General features: G+C 70.3%; 16 protein-coding genes. 7 read left to right on the top strand and 9 right to left on the bottom strand.

All coding sequences use genetic code 11. The features are described from left to right. The coding region (locus ABT061_RS05290; RefSeq protein ID WP_350912913.1) for a leucine-rich repeat domain-containing protein at positions 1-1,145 on the top strand (1,145 nt) is incomplete at its 5' end. Positions 1,146-1,467: 322 nt separating this feature from the next. Here the strand turns inward: ABT061_RS05290 and ABT061_RS05285 are convergent. Then, entirely contained in the window at positions 1,468-2,490 is a 1,023-nt protein-coding gene (locus ABT061_RS05285; protein ID WP_350912910.1) for a DUF6183 family protein, read from the bottom strand. Positions 2,491-2,689: 199 nt separating this feature from the next. Here ABT061_RS05285 and ABT061_RS05280 point away from each other — a divergent pair, with 199 nt between their 5' ends. After that, entirely contained in the window at positions 2,690-2,872 is a 183-nt protein-coding gene (locus tag ABT061_RS05280; RefSeq protein WP_350912908.1) for a hypothetical protein, read from the top strand. 225 nt (positions 2,873-3,097) lie between these two features. Further along, positions 3,098-3,406, top strand: coding sequence for a hypothetical protein (locus ABT061_RS05275; protein WP_350912906.1), 309 nt, complete (start codon positions 3,098-3,100; stop codon positions 3,404-3,406). Between the two features lie 128 nt (positions 3,407-3,534). Here ABT061_RS05275 and ABT061_RS05270 read toward each other — a convergent pair whose 3' ends face one another. The 6 genes from ABT061_RS05270 to ABT061_RS05245 form a co-directional block, all read right to left on the bottom strand. Next, a complete protein-coding gene (locus tag ABT061_RS05270) occupies positions 3,535-4,179 on the bottom strand; it encodes a response regulator (protein WP_350912904.1) in 645 nt (214 codons plus the stop codon). Continuing rightward, a complete protein-coding gene (locus tag ABT061_RS05265) occupies positions 4,170-5,318 on the bottom strand; it encodes a sensor histidine kinase (RefSeq protein ID WP_350912902.1) in 1,149 nt (382 codons plus the stop codon). The genes ABT061_RS05270 and ABT061_RS05265 overlap by 10 nt, the downstream gene beginning before the upstream one ends. Before the next feature lie 10 nt (positions 5,319-5,328). Then, entirely contained in the window at positions 5,329-6,126 is a 798-nt protein-coding gene (locus ABT061_RS05260) for an ABC transporter permease (RefSeq protein ID WP_350912900.1), read from the bottom strand. Between the two features lie 2 nt (positions 6,127-6,128). Continuing rightward, entirely contained in the window at positions 6,129-7,043 is a 915-nt protein-coding gene (locus ABT061_RS05255) for an ABC transporter ATP-binding protein (RefSeq protein ID WP_350912898.1), read from the bottom strand. 289 nt (positions 7,044-7,332) lie between these two features. After that, on the bottom strand, positions 7,333-8,238 hold the full coding sequence (locus ABT061_RS05250) for an SDR family oxidoreductase (protein ID WP_350912896.1): 906 nt from the start codon (positions 8,236-8,238) through the stop codon (positions 7,333-7,335). A gap of 44 nt (positions 8,239-8,282) precedes the next feature. Further along, positions 8,283-9,212, bottom strand: a complete 930-nt coding sequence (locus ABT061_RS05245) for an SDR family oxidoreductase (RefSeq protein ID WP_350912894.1) — start codon at positions 9,210-9,212, stop codon at positions 8,283-8,285. A 151-nt stretch (positions 9,213-9,363) separates the two neighbouring features. Between ABT061_RS05245 and ABT061_RS05240 the strand changes: the two genes are divergently transcribed. From ABT061_RS05240 to ABT061_RS05225, 4 genes are all read left to right on the top strand, one after another. Further along, positions 9,364-10,164: an enoyl-CoA hydratase family protein gene (locus tag ABT061_RS05240; RefSeq protein ID WP_350912892.1), complete on the top strand. Its 801-nt coding sequence runs from the start codon at positions 9,364-9,366 to the stop codon at positions 10,162-10,164. A 166-nt stretch (positions 10,165-10,330) separates the two neighbouring features. Beyond that, on the top strand, positions 10,331-11,176 hold the full coding sequence (locus tag ABT061_RS05235) for a CoA transferase subunit A (protein ID WP_350912890.1): 846 nt from the start codon (positions 10,331-10,333) through the stop codon (positions 11,174-11,176). After that, a complete protein-coding gene (locus ABT061_RS05230) occupies positions 11,173-11,937 on the top strand; it encodes a CoA-transferase subunit beta (RefSeq protein ID WP_350912888.1) in 765 nt (254 codons plus the stop codon). The genes ABT061_RS05235 and ABT061_RS05230 overlap by 4 nt, the downstream gene beginning before the upstream one ends. A 168-nt stretch (positions 11,938-12,105) precedes the next feature. Then, the gene (locus ABT061_RS05225; RefSeq protein ID WP_350912886.1) at positions 12,106-13,233 is read left to right on the top strand and encodes an NAD(P)H-dependent flavin oxidoreductase; all 1,128 of its coding nucleotides are present in this window, start codon (positions 12,106-12,108) and stop codon (positions 13,231-13,233) included. Positions 13,234-13,466: 233 nt separating this feature from the next. Here the strand turns inward: ABT061_RS05225 and ABT061_RS05220 are convergent, their stop codons facing one another. Both ABT061_RS05220 and ABT061_RS05215 read right to left on the bottom strand, forming a co-directional pair. Continuing rightward, positions 13,467-14,168: a pentapeptide repeat-containing protein gene (locus tag ABT061_RS05220; protein ID WP_350912883.1), complete on the bottom strand. Its 702-nt coding sequence runs from the start codon at positions 14,166-14,168 to the stop codon at positions 13,467-13,469. A 96-nt stretch (positions 14,169-14,264) separates the two neighbouring features. Continuing rightward, a complete protein-coding gene (locus tag ABT061_RS05215; RefSeq protein WP_350912881.1) occupies positions 14,265-15,785 on the bottom strand; it encodes a glycoside hydrolase family 3 protein in 1,521 nt (506 codons plus the stop codon). Between the last annotated feature and the right edge of the window lie 195 nt (positions 15,786-15,980).

Genomic DNA, 15,980 nt, shown 5'->3' with positions numbered 1-15,980 from the left:
CGGTCCTGCCCGAGTCGCTGGGTCACCTCACCGCCCTCACCACGCTCGACCTGGGCGGTAGCGAGCTGATCGGTATCGAGGCGCCTGTCAACCGGCTGACCGTCCTGCCCGAGTGGCTGGGCAACCTCACTCACCTGACCAGGCTCAACCTGTACGGTAACAAACTGACCGCCCTGCCCGAGTCACTGGGCAACCTCACTCACCTGACCGACCTCAACCTGGCCGACAACCGGTTGACTGTCCTACCCGGCGCGTTCGGCAACCTCACCGCTCTCACCATGCTCGACCTGCGCTACAACAAGCTGACCGCTCTGCCTGAGTCACTGAGCAACCTCACCGCTCTCACCATGCTCGGCCTGGTCGGCAACCGGCTGACCGTCCTGCCCGAGTGGCTGGGCACCCTCACTCACCTGACCAGGCTCAACCTGGTCGGCAACCGGCTGACCCTCCTGCCCGAGTGGCTGGGCACCCTCACTCACCTGACCGACCTCAACCTGAACCACAACAAGCTGACCGCTCTGCCTGAGTCACTGGGCAACCTCACTCACCTGACCAGGCTCAGCCTGGACCACAACAAGCTGACCGCTCTGCCTGAGTCACTGAGCAACCTCACCGCTCTCACCATGCTCAGCCTGAGCGCTAACTGGCTGACCATCCTGCCCGAGTGGCTCGGCGACCTCAACGCCCTCACCTTCCTCGACCTGAGCAGCAACAAGCTGACCGCTCTGCCTGAGTCACTGGGCAACCTCACTCACCTGACCAGGCTCAACCTGGCCGTCAACCGGCTGACCGTCCTGCCCGAGTGGCTGGGCACCCTAACTCACCTGACCGACCTCAACCTGGACTACAACCAGCTGACCGCTCTGCCTGAGTCACTGGGCAACCTCACTCACCTGACCAGGCTCAGCCTGGGCTACAACAAGCTGACCGCTCTGCCTGAGTCACTGAGCAACCTCACCGCTCTCACCATGCTCAGCCTGCGCGCTAACTGGCTGACCATCCTGCCCGAGTGGCTCGGCGACCTCAACGTCCTCACCTTCCTCGACCTGAACGGCAACGAGCTGAGTGTCCCGCCCGAATCGTTGGACAACCTCGCCACCCTCCACGAGCTCCACCGGGACGGCTACCGGCTGACCTCCAGATGACAGCGGACTTGAGACGCAGCGCTCTGTTACTTTGTGGCGGACCCGAAGCAGACACAGCCTGACCACATTGTCCAGCAATCGTCACACAGAGTTATTTTGTGGCTGGTGGCACCGACCCGAGTGGGGGAGCGTAGCTCTGGCTGCAAAACATCTGGCACCTGCCGCGCCCAGAGCATCAGCCGCCCGGCGAACCCCTGGTCGGTGACACTGACCGGCAGCCACCGCTCAGATCGGGCCCGGTGGTGATCGGCGTACAGTACGCCGATCGTCTTCGGGCCGAAGGCGGCGGGGGCGCCCGCGCCGACGTGCCGGTCGCGAGATGTCAGTCGGTGTCATAGGAGACCAGCAGGCTCAGCACGTTCCCGCCTGGGCTGAGCGCGCCGATCGCGATCTCCTGGTCCGCGTAATACGGTTCCCGTGTGGTGAGTCTGAACGCCATCCACGTCCATCGGGCGGCGAGTTCGTTGATTCGGTGCACGGACGCGTCGGCGGGGGCACGCACGAGGCCCGCGATCGACTGCCACGCCTTCAACCTGCCGTATGCACCGCGCGACCCCTTCTCGGAGAAGAGGGGGTCGCAGTAAGCCGTGGTGAGCAGCTCGCGCACCACGGTGTCCAGGCTTTCCAGCTGGCCGTTCAGCGCGCCTTCGGTTCTGTGGGGCTCCGGCAGGAACGCGTTCACCCACAACGATGCCACCTCCCGGGGATCGAACCGCCGGGGAAGTTCGATGATCACCGCCAGCGAGGGCTCACCCCAGTGCTGCACAGCGGAGTTGATGAGCCGCTCGTCCTGCCTGGTGCTCACGATCCTTGACTCACACACCGGTACCTTCGCCAGCCAGGCGTCCCACAACGGGGTGGACTCCCGGGCTCCCCCCCATGTGCCTTTCTGGGGCTGGGGAATCCACTCGATCTGCGGGTGTTCCGGAACGTAGAACTCGCTCTGGTCTCGCCAGGGGAAGTCGAAGGAGTATATGTGGCGTTCTCCCTTGGAGCGCTTGAGGGGCAGTCCCGCGAGGGGATGGCGCAGCTCCCGCAGGGCAGTCGCGCAGCGCAGCGCCGCGGGCACCCGGGTCAGGTTGACGCGGCGCACCACCAGCTCCTGCATCAGGCAGGCGACCAGCTCCGCCCACATGTCGGGCTTGGCCGGGACGCGTTCCAGTAGCGGCAGCAACCGGTGGACCGGCCGCTTCTCGGCCAGCAGGGCGGCCAGGTCACGGATCTGCGGGAGTCTGCGATTACTGGTGTATCGGTTGTGCACCAGGTCGGCCAGCCCCTCGACGTCGACCGGGACGCGTGACAGATCCGGATCATGCGGATCCCCGCTGCTGACGTACCGGCTCACAAAAGCGTCCCCGACGACGATTCGCCGGCGCCCGCGGTGACCGAGGCACCGCGGGCACGGCCTGCGGGCACGGTGAACGCGGGTTCCATCCACATGGTCGTTTCTTTCCTCACACCCTTATGGATAGCCGGACGGGCTTGTACGCCGGTTGTGAGCTGCTGTGAATCTCGCCGTAGGGCGTCACCGCCGTCGTGCGAGAGTGTTCTGCTGGGAGAGCTTCGGGCGTGAGGTCCTGGACCGTCACGCCCTGCCACCGGCCCCGCAGTGGGCCGGCGAACCTGAGCCTGACGCCGCCCGTGGTCTCGATGACGAGGCCACGCTGGCCGCCGAGCGCGCCTGGCTGGTCCAAGCGATGGCCGCCCGATCCCGGGAGAGCCGATGACCGGTCTATCGGCGTGGTGGCCAAGTGGAACGCCAGCAAGTTCCAAGATGATCTCAATACAACGGTGGCGTGAGCGATGACATTCATCCCCTGAGTAGACGCGAGGGGCCCGTACCGCCACCGGAACCCGGCATGAAGCCTGAAGTTCCCCTGGACACCTCTCTCCCGGACGTGTGCGTGCACCAGAAGATGTGTTTCGCAATCCTGGTCCGGGAGGGCGGGGGTATGAACTCGTTCCTGTTGGATTACGTGATCCACTGGGGGCTGATCGTCATACTTGGAGTGATCCCCTCCATCTGGCTGGGGCCGCTGGCGCTGGCCGGCGTACTGGGACTGGCGCTCCTGGTGACCGTGATCTCGGCAGTGGTGTACCGGATCAAAGGACACCGCGGCTGGTGCTGGACCGCCCGGTCAGGGGATATAGACGAACACATAGACGCCATCGGGCAGATTCTCAGTGCCCTCCCCGAAATGTTCGTGGCATGGGTCTTCCACACCCTGTGGCGCCTTCTGCGGCGCCTTCTGCGGCGCTAGGTTGAGGGTCCAGGAGGAATTGGACGCAACCGCCCCCGGAGACGCGTGTCTCTCCGACACAGCGCAGGGTCGATGCCGTGAGGACCGGCGAGACATGAGAAACGCTCGACCGGCGACCGGCCGGGCCTTCAGGCGTCGAGGTAGCGCAGGATGGCCAGCACCCTGCGGCTGTAGCCGGGGTCGCGGGGTAGGTCGAGCTTGTCCATGATGGCGTTGATGTGCTTTTCGACGGTGCTGAGCGACACGTGCAGGCGTTCGGCGATCGCCGCGTTGACGTAGCCCTGCGCGAGGTGTCGCAGCACCTCCGTCTCGCGCCTGCTCAGCCTGCTCAACGGGTCGGCGTGGGTGGTGCGGGCGAGCAGCTGGCGGACCACCTCCGGGTCGAAGACCGTGCCGCCGGCGCGTACCCGCTCCAGCGAGTCCAGGAAGTCGGCGACCTCCGAGACCCGGTCCTTGAGCAGGTAGCCCAGCCCTTCGGTGTTTCCCGCGAGGAGCGTGGCCGCGTACGTCTTCTCCACGTACTGGGACAGCACGAGGACCCCGACGTCCGGCCGGTGTTCGCGGATCTCCAGTGCTGCCCGCAGCCCCTCGTCGGTGTGCGTGGGGGGCATGCGTACGTCGATCACGGCCACGTCCGGCGGGTGCCGCCGGATGGCGTCGAGCAGCGCCCGCGCGTCGCCGACGGCGGCGAGGACCTCGTGCCCGGCGTCGTTCAGCAGCCGGATCAGGCCCTCGCGGAGCAGCACGGAATCGTCGGCCAGGATCAGTCGCACGGCGTGTCCTTCGGCAGCGTCGCGGCGATCTTGGTGGGGCCGCCTGCCGGACTGTCGACGGTGAACACTCCGTCGAGCGCCAGGACTCGCCTGGCCAGCCCGGAGAGCCCTCCCCCCGAGGGGTCCGCGCCGCCCCTGCCGTCGTCCGAGATCGCCACGCTCACCGTCCGCTCGTCCTCTGTCAGCATGACCAGGATGTCACGGGCTCCCGCGTGCTTGATCGCGTTGGTGATCGCCTCACGGGCGGTGAAGTACAGGGCGGTCTCGACCTCGGAGACGGGCCGGTCGGCCAGTCCGTAGTGCACGGTCACCGGCATGCTCGACCGCTCGGCGATGCCCGCGAGCGCGGCGCGCAGGCCCAGCTCGTCGAGTGCGGTCGGATAGATCCGCCAGGCCACACTGCGTAACTCGTCGAGGAGCTGGCGCGACTCGGCGTAGGCCTGGCCCACCAGCTCGGCGGTCCTGGCCTGGTCGGGGCTGTGCTGGGCGCGGCCGAGCAGCATGGCCAGCGCCACCCCCCGTTGCTGCACGCCGTCGTGCAGGTCGCGCTCGATCCTGCGCCGTTCGTCGTCGACGGCCCGGATGATGCCCGCGCGGGTCGCGGTCAGTTCGGCGATGCGCCTGCGCATCAGCTCCTGCCTGCCCGGTCCGAGGAAGTGGTCGGCCAGCCGCCGTTCGGCCGCTCCCACGGCGAGGACCCCGAGCGTCACCAGGGCCAGTAGCGCCCCCGCGCTGGTCAGCCCGAGGATCCCGCTGGTGGTGACCAGCTTCACTCCGGGCAGGTTCACCGGCACCGCCTCGGACTCACCCCAGAGCAGGTCCCACAGCCCTCCGAACAGGAGCAGGCCACCAAGGAACAGACCCGCCGCGCAACCGTACCCGCCCACCACGCCCAGGGCGGCGCGGGCGGTGAGAAAGCCGTAGCCGCCGGCCGTCCGCGTCGTGTCGTGGCCCAGCCACCTGGCCAGCCGGGCCCGTTCGAGTGCCATCAGCCGGGCCAGGCCCCGGTCGGCGACAGGCCGCGTGGCCGCGATCAGGGAAGCCGGCCAGGCCAGGCAGAGGAAGGCCAGCTCGACGACCCCGAGGACCATGCCCACGAGCACCCCCACCAGGGTGCGCGCGGCACGGTTACCTGACACGGCCCGAAGTCTAGGCATCACGCCGGCGCAGCACGACATGGCCGGCCGCCACCGCCGCCACCGTCCATGCCAGCAGCCAGAGGAGACCTTCTCCCGCCCCATAGGGCATCGGGCCGCCGGTCAGGTTGTCGGTACTGCCCATGAAGGCCAGACCGGCGAACAGCGGCATGCGCAGGGACACCTCCAACGCCACCGAAACACCCGTCATCAGCAACATCAGCGGCAGGCCCATCAGCAGCATGAACACCACGGTCAGGGTGCCCGCCGCACTGCGCACCGCGGTGCCCACGCCGAGCGTCATCACCGATACCAGGGCAAAGAAGACGCCGACCTTCAGCAGGTCGAGCGCGACCTCGGCGGGCGGCAGCGCCACATAGCCGCCGAACAGGTCGGCGGACAGCACCGTGTAGACGACCGCGGTGGCCACGGCCCCGGACAGCACTCCGACAGCGAACATCACCGGCCCCACCACCAGCGCCTTCGCGGCGATCACCCGGCCGCGGATCGGCGTGGCCTGCAGCGTGCTCCGGATGCTGCCCGACGCGTATTCCGAGGTGATCACCAACATCGCCAGCGCGACCAGCGCGAACTGGGCGAACGACGTCGCCGAGATCACCGGCTCGCTCGCCGGAAAGCGGGTTCCGCCGCCCTCGGCACGGAGCATGTCCGTGGCCGTCGCCCCGCCCAGCATCAGCGCGCTCATCACCATGAGCACCACCGCGCCGGCCAGGCACCACCAGGTGGAGTGGACCGACCACAGCTTCGCCCACTCCGCGCCGACCGCCTGGCCCAACTCTCTGGTCCGCATGTTCACACTCCCGCTTCCCGTGTGCCGTACTCCACGCTGCTCGCGGTCAGCTCCTGATATGCCTGCTCCAGCGAGGCCTCGCGGGTACGCAGCTCGTGCAGCCGGATGCCCGCCTCGTACGCCAGGTCGCCGACCCGCTCGATCGTGGCGCCGGTGGCGACGAGTTCGTTCTCGCCGAGCCGTTCCACCGTGATCCCGGCGCCGTTCAGCCGTACGGACAGGTCGGCCGCGTGCGGGGTGCGGATGACCACGGCGGTCAGGGAGTTGCGCCCGATAACCTCCGCCAGCGGCGCGTCCATGATGAGCCGTCCCCTGCCGATCACCACCAGATGGTCGGCGGTGAGCTGCATCTCGCTCATCAGGTGGCTGGAGACGAACACCGTGCGGCCCTCCTCGGCCAGCGAGCGCATCAGGTGGCGCACCCAGCGCACGCCGTCGAGGTCCAGACCGTTGACCGGTTCGTCGAACATCAGCACCTCCGGATCGCCCAGTAACGCGCCCGCGATACCGAGCCGCTGGCTCATTCCCAGCGACAGCCCACCGGCCCGCTTACCCGCCGCATCCGCCATCCCGACCTGCTCCAGGACCTCCGTCACCCGGCTCCGCGTGATGCCGTTGCTGCGCGCCAGCGCCATCAGATGCGCATGCCCGCTACGCCCGGGATGCAGCGCCCGTGCGTCCAGCATCGCGCCCACCGTCCGCAGCGGATTCCTGATCTCGTGGTACGGCACACCGCCGATCAGCGCCGTGCCCGCAGTAGGGCGGTCGAGCCCGAGGATCAGGCGCATCGTCGTCGATTTTCCTGCCCCGTTCGGCCCGAGGAAGCCCGTGACCGTGCCGGGCCTCACATCCAACGACAGGTCGTCGACGACCATCCGGTCACCGTAGCGTTTGCACAAACCTTGGAGACTGATCACGTCGGCCAACGCTAGGCAACCGACGGCCACGGCCACCATGGAGGCGAACCTCCGACTTCAATGGCGGGAAACCGTAAAGACCTGTGTCTCGATACGCACCCCTTCAGAGGGTGTGCGGATGATGACCATCCTCACCAGCCATCTCGACGAGCTCTGGGCGACGACCCATCAAGCCTGATCACGATGCGCTTTGGCCGCCGCCGCCCAGGCGCCGGGGCGCGAGCAGGTCTGCTTACCCAAAGGACATGAGCCGAGTGCTCGCCTCTCGCCAAAGGCCGCGGCCCGGTGGCTACGTCCCGTAGACCGGCTCGGGGTCGGGGGCCTCGGTGAGGAGTTCGGCGACGGCGTCGCCGATGTCGGCCGGGTTCCAGCGGGCGCCCCGGTCGACGCGGGGGCCGTGGCGCCAGCCGTCGGCGAGGGAGATGACGCCGCCCTCCACCTCGAAGACCCGGCCGGTGACGTGCCCGGAGGCGGCCGAGCCGAGCCAGGTCACCAGAGGGGCGATGTTGGCCGGGTGCATGGCGTCGAAGCCGTCCTCGGGTCTGGCCATCATGGTGGCGAAGACCTCCTCGGTCATCCGGGTGCGGGCGGCCGGGGCGATCGCGTTCACCGTGACGCCGTAGCGGCCGAGTTCGGCGGCGGCGACCTGGGTGAGCGCGACGATGCCGGCCTTGGCCGCGGAGTAGTTGCCCTGAGCGACGCTGCCGAGCAGTCCGGCCCCCGAGGAGGTGTTGATCACTCGGGCGTCCACCGGGTCGCCCGCCTTCGAGCGTTCCCGCCAGTGCGCGCCCGCGTGCCGGAGCGGCAGGAAGTGGCCCTTGAGGTGGACCCGGATCACGTCGTCCCACTCCTGCTCGGTCATCGAGACCAGCATCCGGTCACGGACGAATCCGGCGTTGTTCACCAGTACGTCCAGCCGCCCGAAGGCGCTCAGCGCCGTCTTGACCAGCCGGTCGGCGCCGCCCCAGTCGGTGACGTCGTCGTTGTTGGCGATGGCCCGGCCGCCCAGGGCGTGGATCTCCTCGACCACCCGCAGCGCCGGGTCGCCCGACCGCCCGTCCCCCTCGCGGCCGGTGCCGAGGTCGTTGACCACGACCCTGGCCCCCTGCCGGGCGAACTCCAGGGCGTGCTCCCTGCCGATGCCGCGCCCGGCGCCGGTCACGATCACCACGCGCCCGTCACAGATCCCACCCATGCCAGGGCTCCTTTCATCGTGATCATGCAGAGTTTCCCGGCTGTTCACCCGTCGTGTCCAGATGCGATCTCCCGCCAGGCGGGGATCTCGCCACCGCCGTGCACCGCGATCTCCGCGCCGGTCACGTAGCCGGGGACCGCCAGCCACAGGCACACCTCGGCCACGTCGGCGGGGAGGGCCATCCGGCCCGCGGGAACGGCGGCGCCCATCCGCGCGACCCCGTCGGGGCCGCCGTAGTGGTCTGCCGAGTCCTCCGTCTCGGCGAGGCCGACGACCACCGTGTTGACCCGCACCCGCGGCGCCCACTCGGCGGCGAGGCAGGCGGCCAGGTGGTGCAGGCCCGCCTTGGCCGCGCCGTACGCGGAGGTGCCCGGGGAGGGGCGGGTACCGCTGGAGCTGCCGATCATGATGACCGAGCCGCCGGAGGCGGCGAGCAGGGGGTGCGCGCGCTGCGCGACCAGCAGCGGGGCGATCAGGTTGAGCTCCACGATCCGGGCGTGCAGCCGCGGGGAGGTTCCGGCCAGGAACGCGTACGGCGAGCCTCCGGCGTTGTTGACCACCGTGTCGAGCCTCCCGTACCGTTCCTCGACCTCGGTGACCAGCCGGTCCACGTCCGCCGTGTCGCGCACGTCGGCCGGGACGAACGCGAGGCCCTCGGGCAGGGCCTCCGGCTTCCTGCGGGCGCACACGACCACCTCGGCTCCGGCGGCCAGGAACGCGTCGGCGATACCCGCGCCGAGCCCCCTGGTGCCACCGGTCACCAGCACGACCGATTCGGTGTGGTCGTAGCGAACCCGGCCGGGTACTCCGCCACTTCCACGAGCCTCGGCGTCCGTCTCGCCACGAGAGCCCGTCGCGCCGTCCACCCCGGCCGCGCGATCCGCATCGCCCTCAGCGTTCACGGCGCTCGCCTCCTCGCCCTCGTCCTCGAAGCGGTCACCCGGGGGAGTCTCCGGAAGACCGACCGCCGTCACATGCCCTCCCAGGTGGGCCGGCCGAGCCTCGAACCGGCCACCGGGATGCCTCCCGGAAGGTCGCCCGGCGGCGACCGCCGGGCGCACTCCTGTGTCCGGCTGTCGCGTGCTACCGTACCAAGCAAGCGTTAGGTGCGAACAGTGAGGCGCGATGAGAATCACCCTTCACGGCGGCGGAGCGGTCGCCGAGGTCGTAGTGGACGTGCCACCGGTCAACGCGTTACCCGTCTCCGGCTGGTTCGAGCTGGCCGAGGCCGTCCAGGAGGCCGGGCACGCGCCCGAGACCCGCGTCGTGGTGCTGCGCGCGGAGGGGCGAGGGTTCAACGCCGGGGTGGACGTCAAGGAGATGCAGGCCACCACCGGGCACGCCGCGCTGGTCGGCGCCAACCGCGGATGCTTCGCGGCGTTCGCGGCGGTCTACGAGTGCGAGGTCCCGGTGATCGCCGCCGTGCACGGTTTCTGCCTCGGTGGCGGGGTCGGGCTGGCGGGCAACGCCGACATCGTGGTGGCCTCCGACGACGCCTACTTCGGCCTGCCCGAGGTGGACCGGGGCGCGCTCGGCGCGGCCACCCACCTGGCCAGGCTGGTCCCCCAGCATCTGATGCGGGCCATGGTCTACACGTGCCGCACCGTCACCGCCGCCGAACTGCACGCCTTCGGCTCGGTGCTGGAGGTCGTGCCCCGCGACCGGCTGCGCGAGACCGCCTTCGAGGTCGCCGCCCAGATCGCCGGAAAGGACCCCTACGTCATCCGGCGGGCCAAGGAGTCGCTGAACGGCATCGACCCGGTCGATGTCAGGCGCAGCTACCGGTTCGAGCAGGGCTTCACCTTCGAACTCAACCTGATGGGCTCCGGTGACAGGCACCGCGACGCGTTCATCGCGAGAGGCAATGGCTCTGCGAGTCGGGAGCCGTCCGGCGCATCGCCGGCTGGAGAGGCGGACCGCCGGTGAGCGAGGAACGAAGCCGCCCGCGCAGTGAGGGAGAAGCAGCGAGTGAGGAGCGGTGAGCGAGCAGTGAGCCCGAAGCGAACCCGACGCAGCGAGCGGAGCGGTCGGCTGAGGAACGAAGCCGCCCGCGCAGCGAGTGAGGAGCGGTGAGCGAGCAGTGAGCAAGATCATGTCCATTGACGGCGTCGTCGGGGAACTGCGCAGTGGGATGACCGTCGGGATCGGCGGCTGGGGATCGCGTCGCAAACCGATGGCGCTGGTCCGGGCGATCTGCCGGTCCTCTCTGGAAGACCTGACGGTCGTCTCGTACGGCGGCCCCGACGTCGGCCTGCTGTGCGCGTACGGCAAGGTCGCCCGGGTGGTCGCCCCGTTCGTGTCGCTCGACTCGATCCCCCTCGAACCGCACTTCCGGACCGCCAGGCAGGCCGGGACCGTGAAGTTCACCGAGTACGACGAGAGCATGTTCATGTTCGGCCTGCTCGCGGCGGCGCACCGGCTGCCGTTTCTGCCGACCCGCGCCGGGCTCGGCTCGGATGTGATGCGGGTCAACCCCGAGCTGCGGACCGTACGGTCGCCCTACGCCGGAGGCGAGGAACTCGTCGCCGTCCCCGCGCTGACCCTGGACGTCGCGCTCGTCCACCTCAACCGGGCCGACCAGCGCGGCAACGCCCAGTATCTCGGCCCCGACCCCTACTTCGACGACCTCTACGCCAAGGCGGCCGAGCGCTGCTACGTCTCCTGCGAGCGCGTGGTGGACACCGCCGACCTGCTCAAGGAGGGGCCGGTCCAGTCTCTGCTGATCAGCCGGTCCATGGTGACCGGCGTGGTGGAGACCCCCGGCGGTGCCCATTTCACCACCTGCGAGCCCGACTACGGCCGCGACGAGGCGTTCCAGCAGGCGTATGCGAGCGCCGCCACCGGCCCCGAGACGTGGCGGGCCTTCACCGGCCGTTACCTGTCCGGGGACGAGGCCGCCTACCAGGAGGCCGTACGCCAGTTTCGGGAGGAATCATGAGCGTGACCGTCGCCACGCGGGCCGAGGTGTGCGTCGTCGCCTGTGCCGAGGCGTTCAGGGGGGACGGGGAGATCCTGGCCGCGGGCATCGGCGGCGCGATCACCGTGCTGGCCGCCCGGCTGGCCCGGCTCACCTTCGAGCCCGACCTCATCACGCACGACGGGCTGTGCCTGCTGACCGGCGACGTGCCGCCGCTGGGACAGAGTCCACAGGTCGTCGAGGGCTGGCTGCCGTTCCGGGACCACCTGTGGCTGGTGCTCAACGGCAGGCGGCACGTCATGCTGGGTGCCAGCCAGATCGACCGGTACGGCAACAGCAACATCTCCTGCATCGGTGACTGGTCCCGGCCGAAGTCCCAGCTCCTGGGCGTGCGCGGGGTGCCGGGCAACACCGTGTGCTGCCCGACCAGCTACTGGGTTCCCCGGCACTCGACCCGGGTGTTCGTACCGCGGGTGGACATGGTCAGCGGTGTCGGCCACGACCGCGCGGCCGAGGCGGGGTCGAGCGCCCACCGCCACCACGACCTGCGCCGGGTGGTCACCGACCTGGCGGTGCTGGACTTCCAGAGCCCCGACCACTCGATGCGCCTGGCCTCGGTCCACCCGGGCGTCACCGTGGACGAGGTCGTGGCGGCGACCGGCTTCCCGCTGGCCGTCACCGGCGACGTCCCCGAGACCCGGCAGCCGACCGGCGAGGAACTCCGCGTCCTGCGCGAGGTCCTCGACCCCGGCTCACTCCGCGACCGCGAGATCCCCGCCTGACCTCCTCCCCACCGCCGGAACCGGGGATTCCATCCCGCACGGACCCTGCCGGTCGATTCGTTCTCGATCTTCGCGACCGGGGTGTCCCGCATCGGATGACGAGACCGGCAGAGTCCTCGCCGGCCGGGCTTCCCGCCTCACCGCCGGCCGCCCGTCAGGAGAACTCCCATGACCTCGTACTCCGGACCCGTCCCGGACCCGCCGGGACCCGTGACCGGCACGTCCGCACCGCGCAAGGAGCCGCCGGGGCTGGTGACCCGGCTCACCGAGATGGTCGGCTGCCGCCACCCCGTCGTGCAGACCGGCATGGGCTACGTGGCCGGGGCTCGGCTGGCCGCCGCCACCTCCGCTGCCGGAGGTCTGGGCGTCATCGCGGCGGCCACCATGCCCGTCGAGCAGATGACCGCCGCGATCCGGTCGATCAAGGAGCGCACCGACGCGCCCTTCGGGGTGAACATCCGCTCCGACGCCGACGACGCCGGCGAGCGGATCGACGTCATGATCCGCGAAGGCGTACGGGTCGCGTCGTTCGCGCTGGCCCCCAAGCGCGAGCTGATCGCCCGGCTCAAGGACGCCGGGGTGCTGACGATCCCCTCGGTCGGCGCGCGCCGGCACGCCGAGAAGGTCGCCGCCTGGGGCGTGGACGCGGTGATCGTGCAGGGCGGCGAGGGCGGCGGGCACACCGGGGCCGTCCCCACCACCGTGCTGCTCCCCCAGGTCGTGGACGCGGTGGACATCCCGGTGATCGCGGCGGGCGGGTTCTGCGACGGGCGCGGGCTGGTCGCCGCCCTGTCGTACGGCGCCTGCGGGGTCGCGATGGGCACCCGCTTCCTGCTGACCTCGGACTCCACGGTCGGCGACGAGGTGAAGAAGGTCTACCTCGGCACCGCCGAGACGGTGGTCACCACGCGGGTGGACGGCGTTCCGCACCGCGTGCTGCGCACCCCGTTCGTCGACTCGCTCGAACGCTCGCGCCTGCGACTGCTCCGCGCGGTCGCCAACGGGGCCAGGTTCAAGCGGCTGTCCGGCATGTCGTGGGCGGCGATGATCCGCGAAGGCCGCCGGATGCGGCACGGCCGGGACCTGACCTGGGCCCAGGTGCTCCAGGCGGCCAACACCCCGATGCTGCTCAAGGCCGCCATGGTGGACGGGCGCGCGGACCTCGGCGTCATGGCCTCCGGGCAGGTCGTCGGGCTGATCGACGACCTGCCGTCCTGCGCGGAGCTGATCGACCGGATCATGTGGGAGGCGCACGCCGTGCTGGACCGTCTGGACCGCCTGGACCGGACGCCTTGATCCTGACGGTCTCGGCCCGGTGGGCCGTCCGCAACGAACCCGAGGTGACTCCGCTGCTCCCTCCACCGGGCAGGCGGCCGCTTCGAACACCGGAACCGTGACAGGGCAGCGATTCACCTGCCGGGCAGGCCCCGCCGAACACCCTGGAGCCGACGTGGCGGAGTGGGCGTGGCAGGCCGAGCAGGATCGGCGGGCCGGGTTCTGCGTGCCTCCGCGGGGCCCCAGTCGTCGGGTCAGTTCACGGTGAGACCTCGGGAGGCGAGGATCAGGGCGGCCTGGGACGGGCTGATGATCGCTCCGCGCAGCGATCGGAGCCGGGTGTCGTCGACCTCGCCGAGGTCCAGGCCGCGCAGGTCGGCCATGGTGAAGACGGTGTCGACGGTGCGGGCGCCGATCATGCGGCAGTCCTCGAACACGGCATTGGTGAAGTCGCAGCTCGACAGGTTGGCCTCGTCGAGACGGGTGCCCCGCAGGTGGGCGCCTCGGAACGAGCAGCCGATCAGGTCGGCCAGCATCAGGTTGGAACCGTCGAACCGGTAGCCGATGCCCCGGCAGCCTGTCAGCACCGCGCCGATCATGCGGCAGCCGGTGAAGACGACGTCGGTGAGCAGTGCCCGCCCGAAGTTCGCGCCGGACAGGTCGACGTCGGTGAAGGCCGCGTCGACGAGTTCGGCGTTCGCGAACCTGAGCCCCGCTCCCCCGCCGCCGGAGAAACGCGCCCCGTCCAGATCCGTACGGCGGAAGTCGGCCCGCTCCAGCACGCATCCCTCGAACGAGGCCCCCACCAGCGACGCCCCGCTGAAGTCGGCGCCGGTGAGGTCGCACTCCTTGAAGACGTAGGGTCCCTCGCCGGTCAGATGATCGCCGAGCGAGAGCCTCGCCAGATCGACCCCGTTGATCTCCCGCTGGTCCGCCAGCAACCGTGCCACATCCATCCGGCGATTCAAGCAGCCCGCCCCGACAGAATCACCGCGCCGTACGCCCCCGCAGGAAGGAGCCGGGCGTCGGGCGACGCTCGCGCCGTACGCCGGTCAGGTCCCGTTCTCGTCTCCGGCGAGGAGTTCGGCGGCCGCCTGGCCGCAGACGCGGGCGGATCCGTGGGTGGCGATGTGCACGGCGCCGAGGTCGGATCGGCCGGGCAGGCCCATCTCGACCACGACGGCGTCGGAGCGGGCGGCCAGCAGGTGCCGGAGCGCGTCGGTCTGCCAGGGGTGGCGGTGCGCGTCGCGGACGACGATGACCAGGGGGCGCCCGGCCGCGGTGGCGAGTACGGTCTCGATGGCGCTCCCGGTGGCGGTGGAGGCGTCCAGCCGGGTGACCGTGGTGCCGGGGAGGAGCTTGCCGAGCGGCTCGCCGACGCCCCAGGGGGTGTCCTTCTCGATGGCGAGGTTCATCTCGGGGGCGAGTTCGGCGACGTGCGGTGGTGCGGACAGCGGGAAGGCCGCGGTCGCGGACCGGCGGGTGACCCGCAGCGCGCGCCGGGCCGCGGCCAGGCCGATCGACGCGTCGCCGGAACCGCCGGAGGCGGCGCGCGCGGGCGTGTCCCGGTGGGTGGTCGCGGTCCAGAGGGCGAGCTCGCGGACGCGGCGGGCGGCGTCGGCCAGCCGTTCCTCGGAGAGCCTGCCCTCGATCACGGCGTCCGCGATCGCGTCACGGACCGCGATCGCGGTCTCCTCTCCGGCGTGCTCGCCGCCCACGCAGATCGCGTCGGCGCCCGCGGCGACGGCGAGGGCCGAGGCGCCGCCGATGCCGTACGGGCCGGAGACCGCGGTCATCTCGATGCCGTCGGTGACGATGACGCCTTCGAAGCCCAGCTCGACCCTGAGCAGGTCGTGCAGGACCCGGCGGCTGAGCGTGGCGGCCATCACCGGGTCCAGGGCGGAGACGAGCAGGTGGCCGGTCATGACCGTGCGCACCCCCTGCTCGACGGCCGCACGGAAGGGCCGCAGCGCCACGTCGCGCAACTCCCCCACGGTGGCGGCGACGAGCGGCACGCCGTGGTGGGAGTCGACCGAGGTGTCGCCGTGGCCGGGGAAGTGCTTGGCGCAGGCCGCCACGCCCGCCGACTGCATGCCCCGGATCCAGGCCACGGTGTGCCTGGCGACGAGATCGGGGTCCGCGCCGAAGGAGCGCAGGCCGATGACCGGGTTGTCGGGGTTGGAGTTCACATCCGCCGAGGGGGCGAAGTTGAGGTTGACGCCCGCCAGGGCCAGGTCACGGCCGAGGTCGGCGGCGATCTCCTCGGTGAGGCCGGTGTCGTCGACCACGCCGAGGGCGAAGTTGCCCGGCCGGGTGCTCCCGCCGGCCGCCTCCAGACGGGTGACCTCGCCCGACTCCTCGTCGATGCCGACGAGGACCTGGGGGTTCTCCTCGCGGAGCGCGGCGGTGAGGTCGGCGACCTGGGAGGGGGTGGCGATGTTCCTGGAGAAGAGCACCACCCCGGCCAGTCCTTCACCGAGTCTGCGCCGCACCCAGTCGGGCGGGGCCTTGCCCTCGAAACCGGGAAGGACGACGGTCTCCGCCAGACGGAGCAGCTCTGGGCCGCGCTTCATTCACCACTCCTCGCCTGACGACCGGTCGGCGTCCCATGCCGAAGGCGCGCAGACCCCACGTTGTCCAGAACCTCCGGGGAAAGCGCTCCCACGGCGGCTTGGCGCAAATCTAATAGGAAAGTTTCCTAATTGCTAGTGGGCTGACCATTGGCCTTCGAGTAAAGGTTTACCGGACCTCGACGAGGACGAGTCAAA

The sequence above is a fragment of the Streptosporangium sp. NPDC002544 genome (assembly GCF_040295965.1).
Taxonomy (GTDB): domain Bacteria; phylum Actinomycetota; class Actinomycetes; order Streptosporangiales; family Streptosporangiaceae; genus Streptosporangium.
The sequence above is the reverse complement of the archived record's forward strand: the minus strand, read 5'-3'. Positions and strand labels throughout refer to the sequence as shown.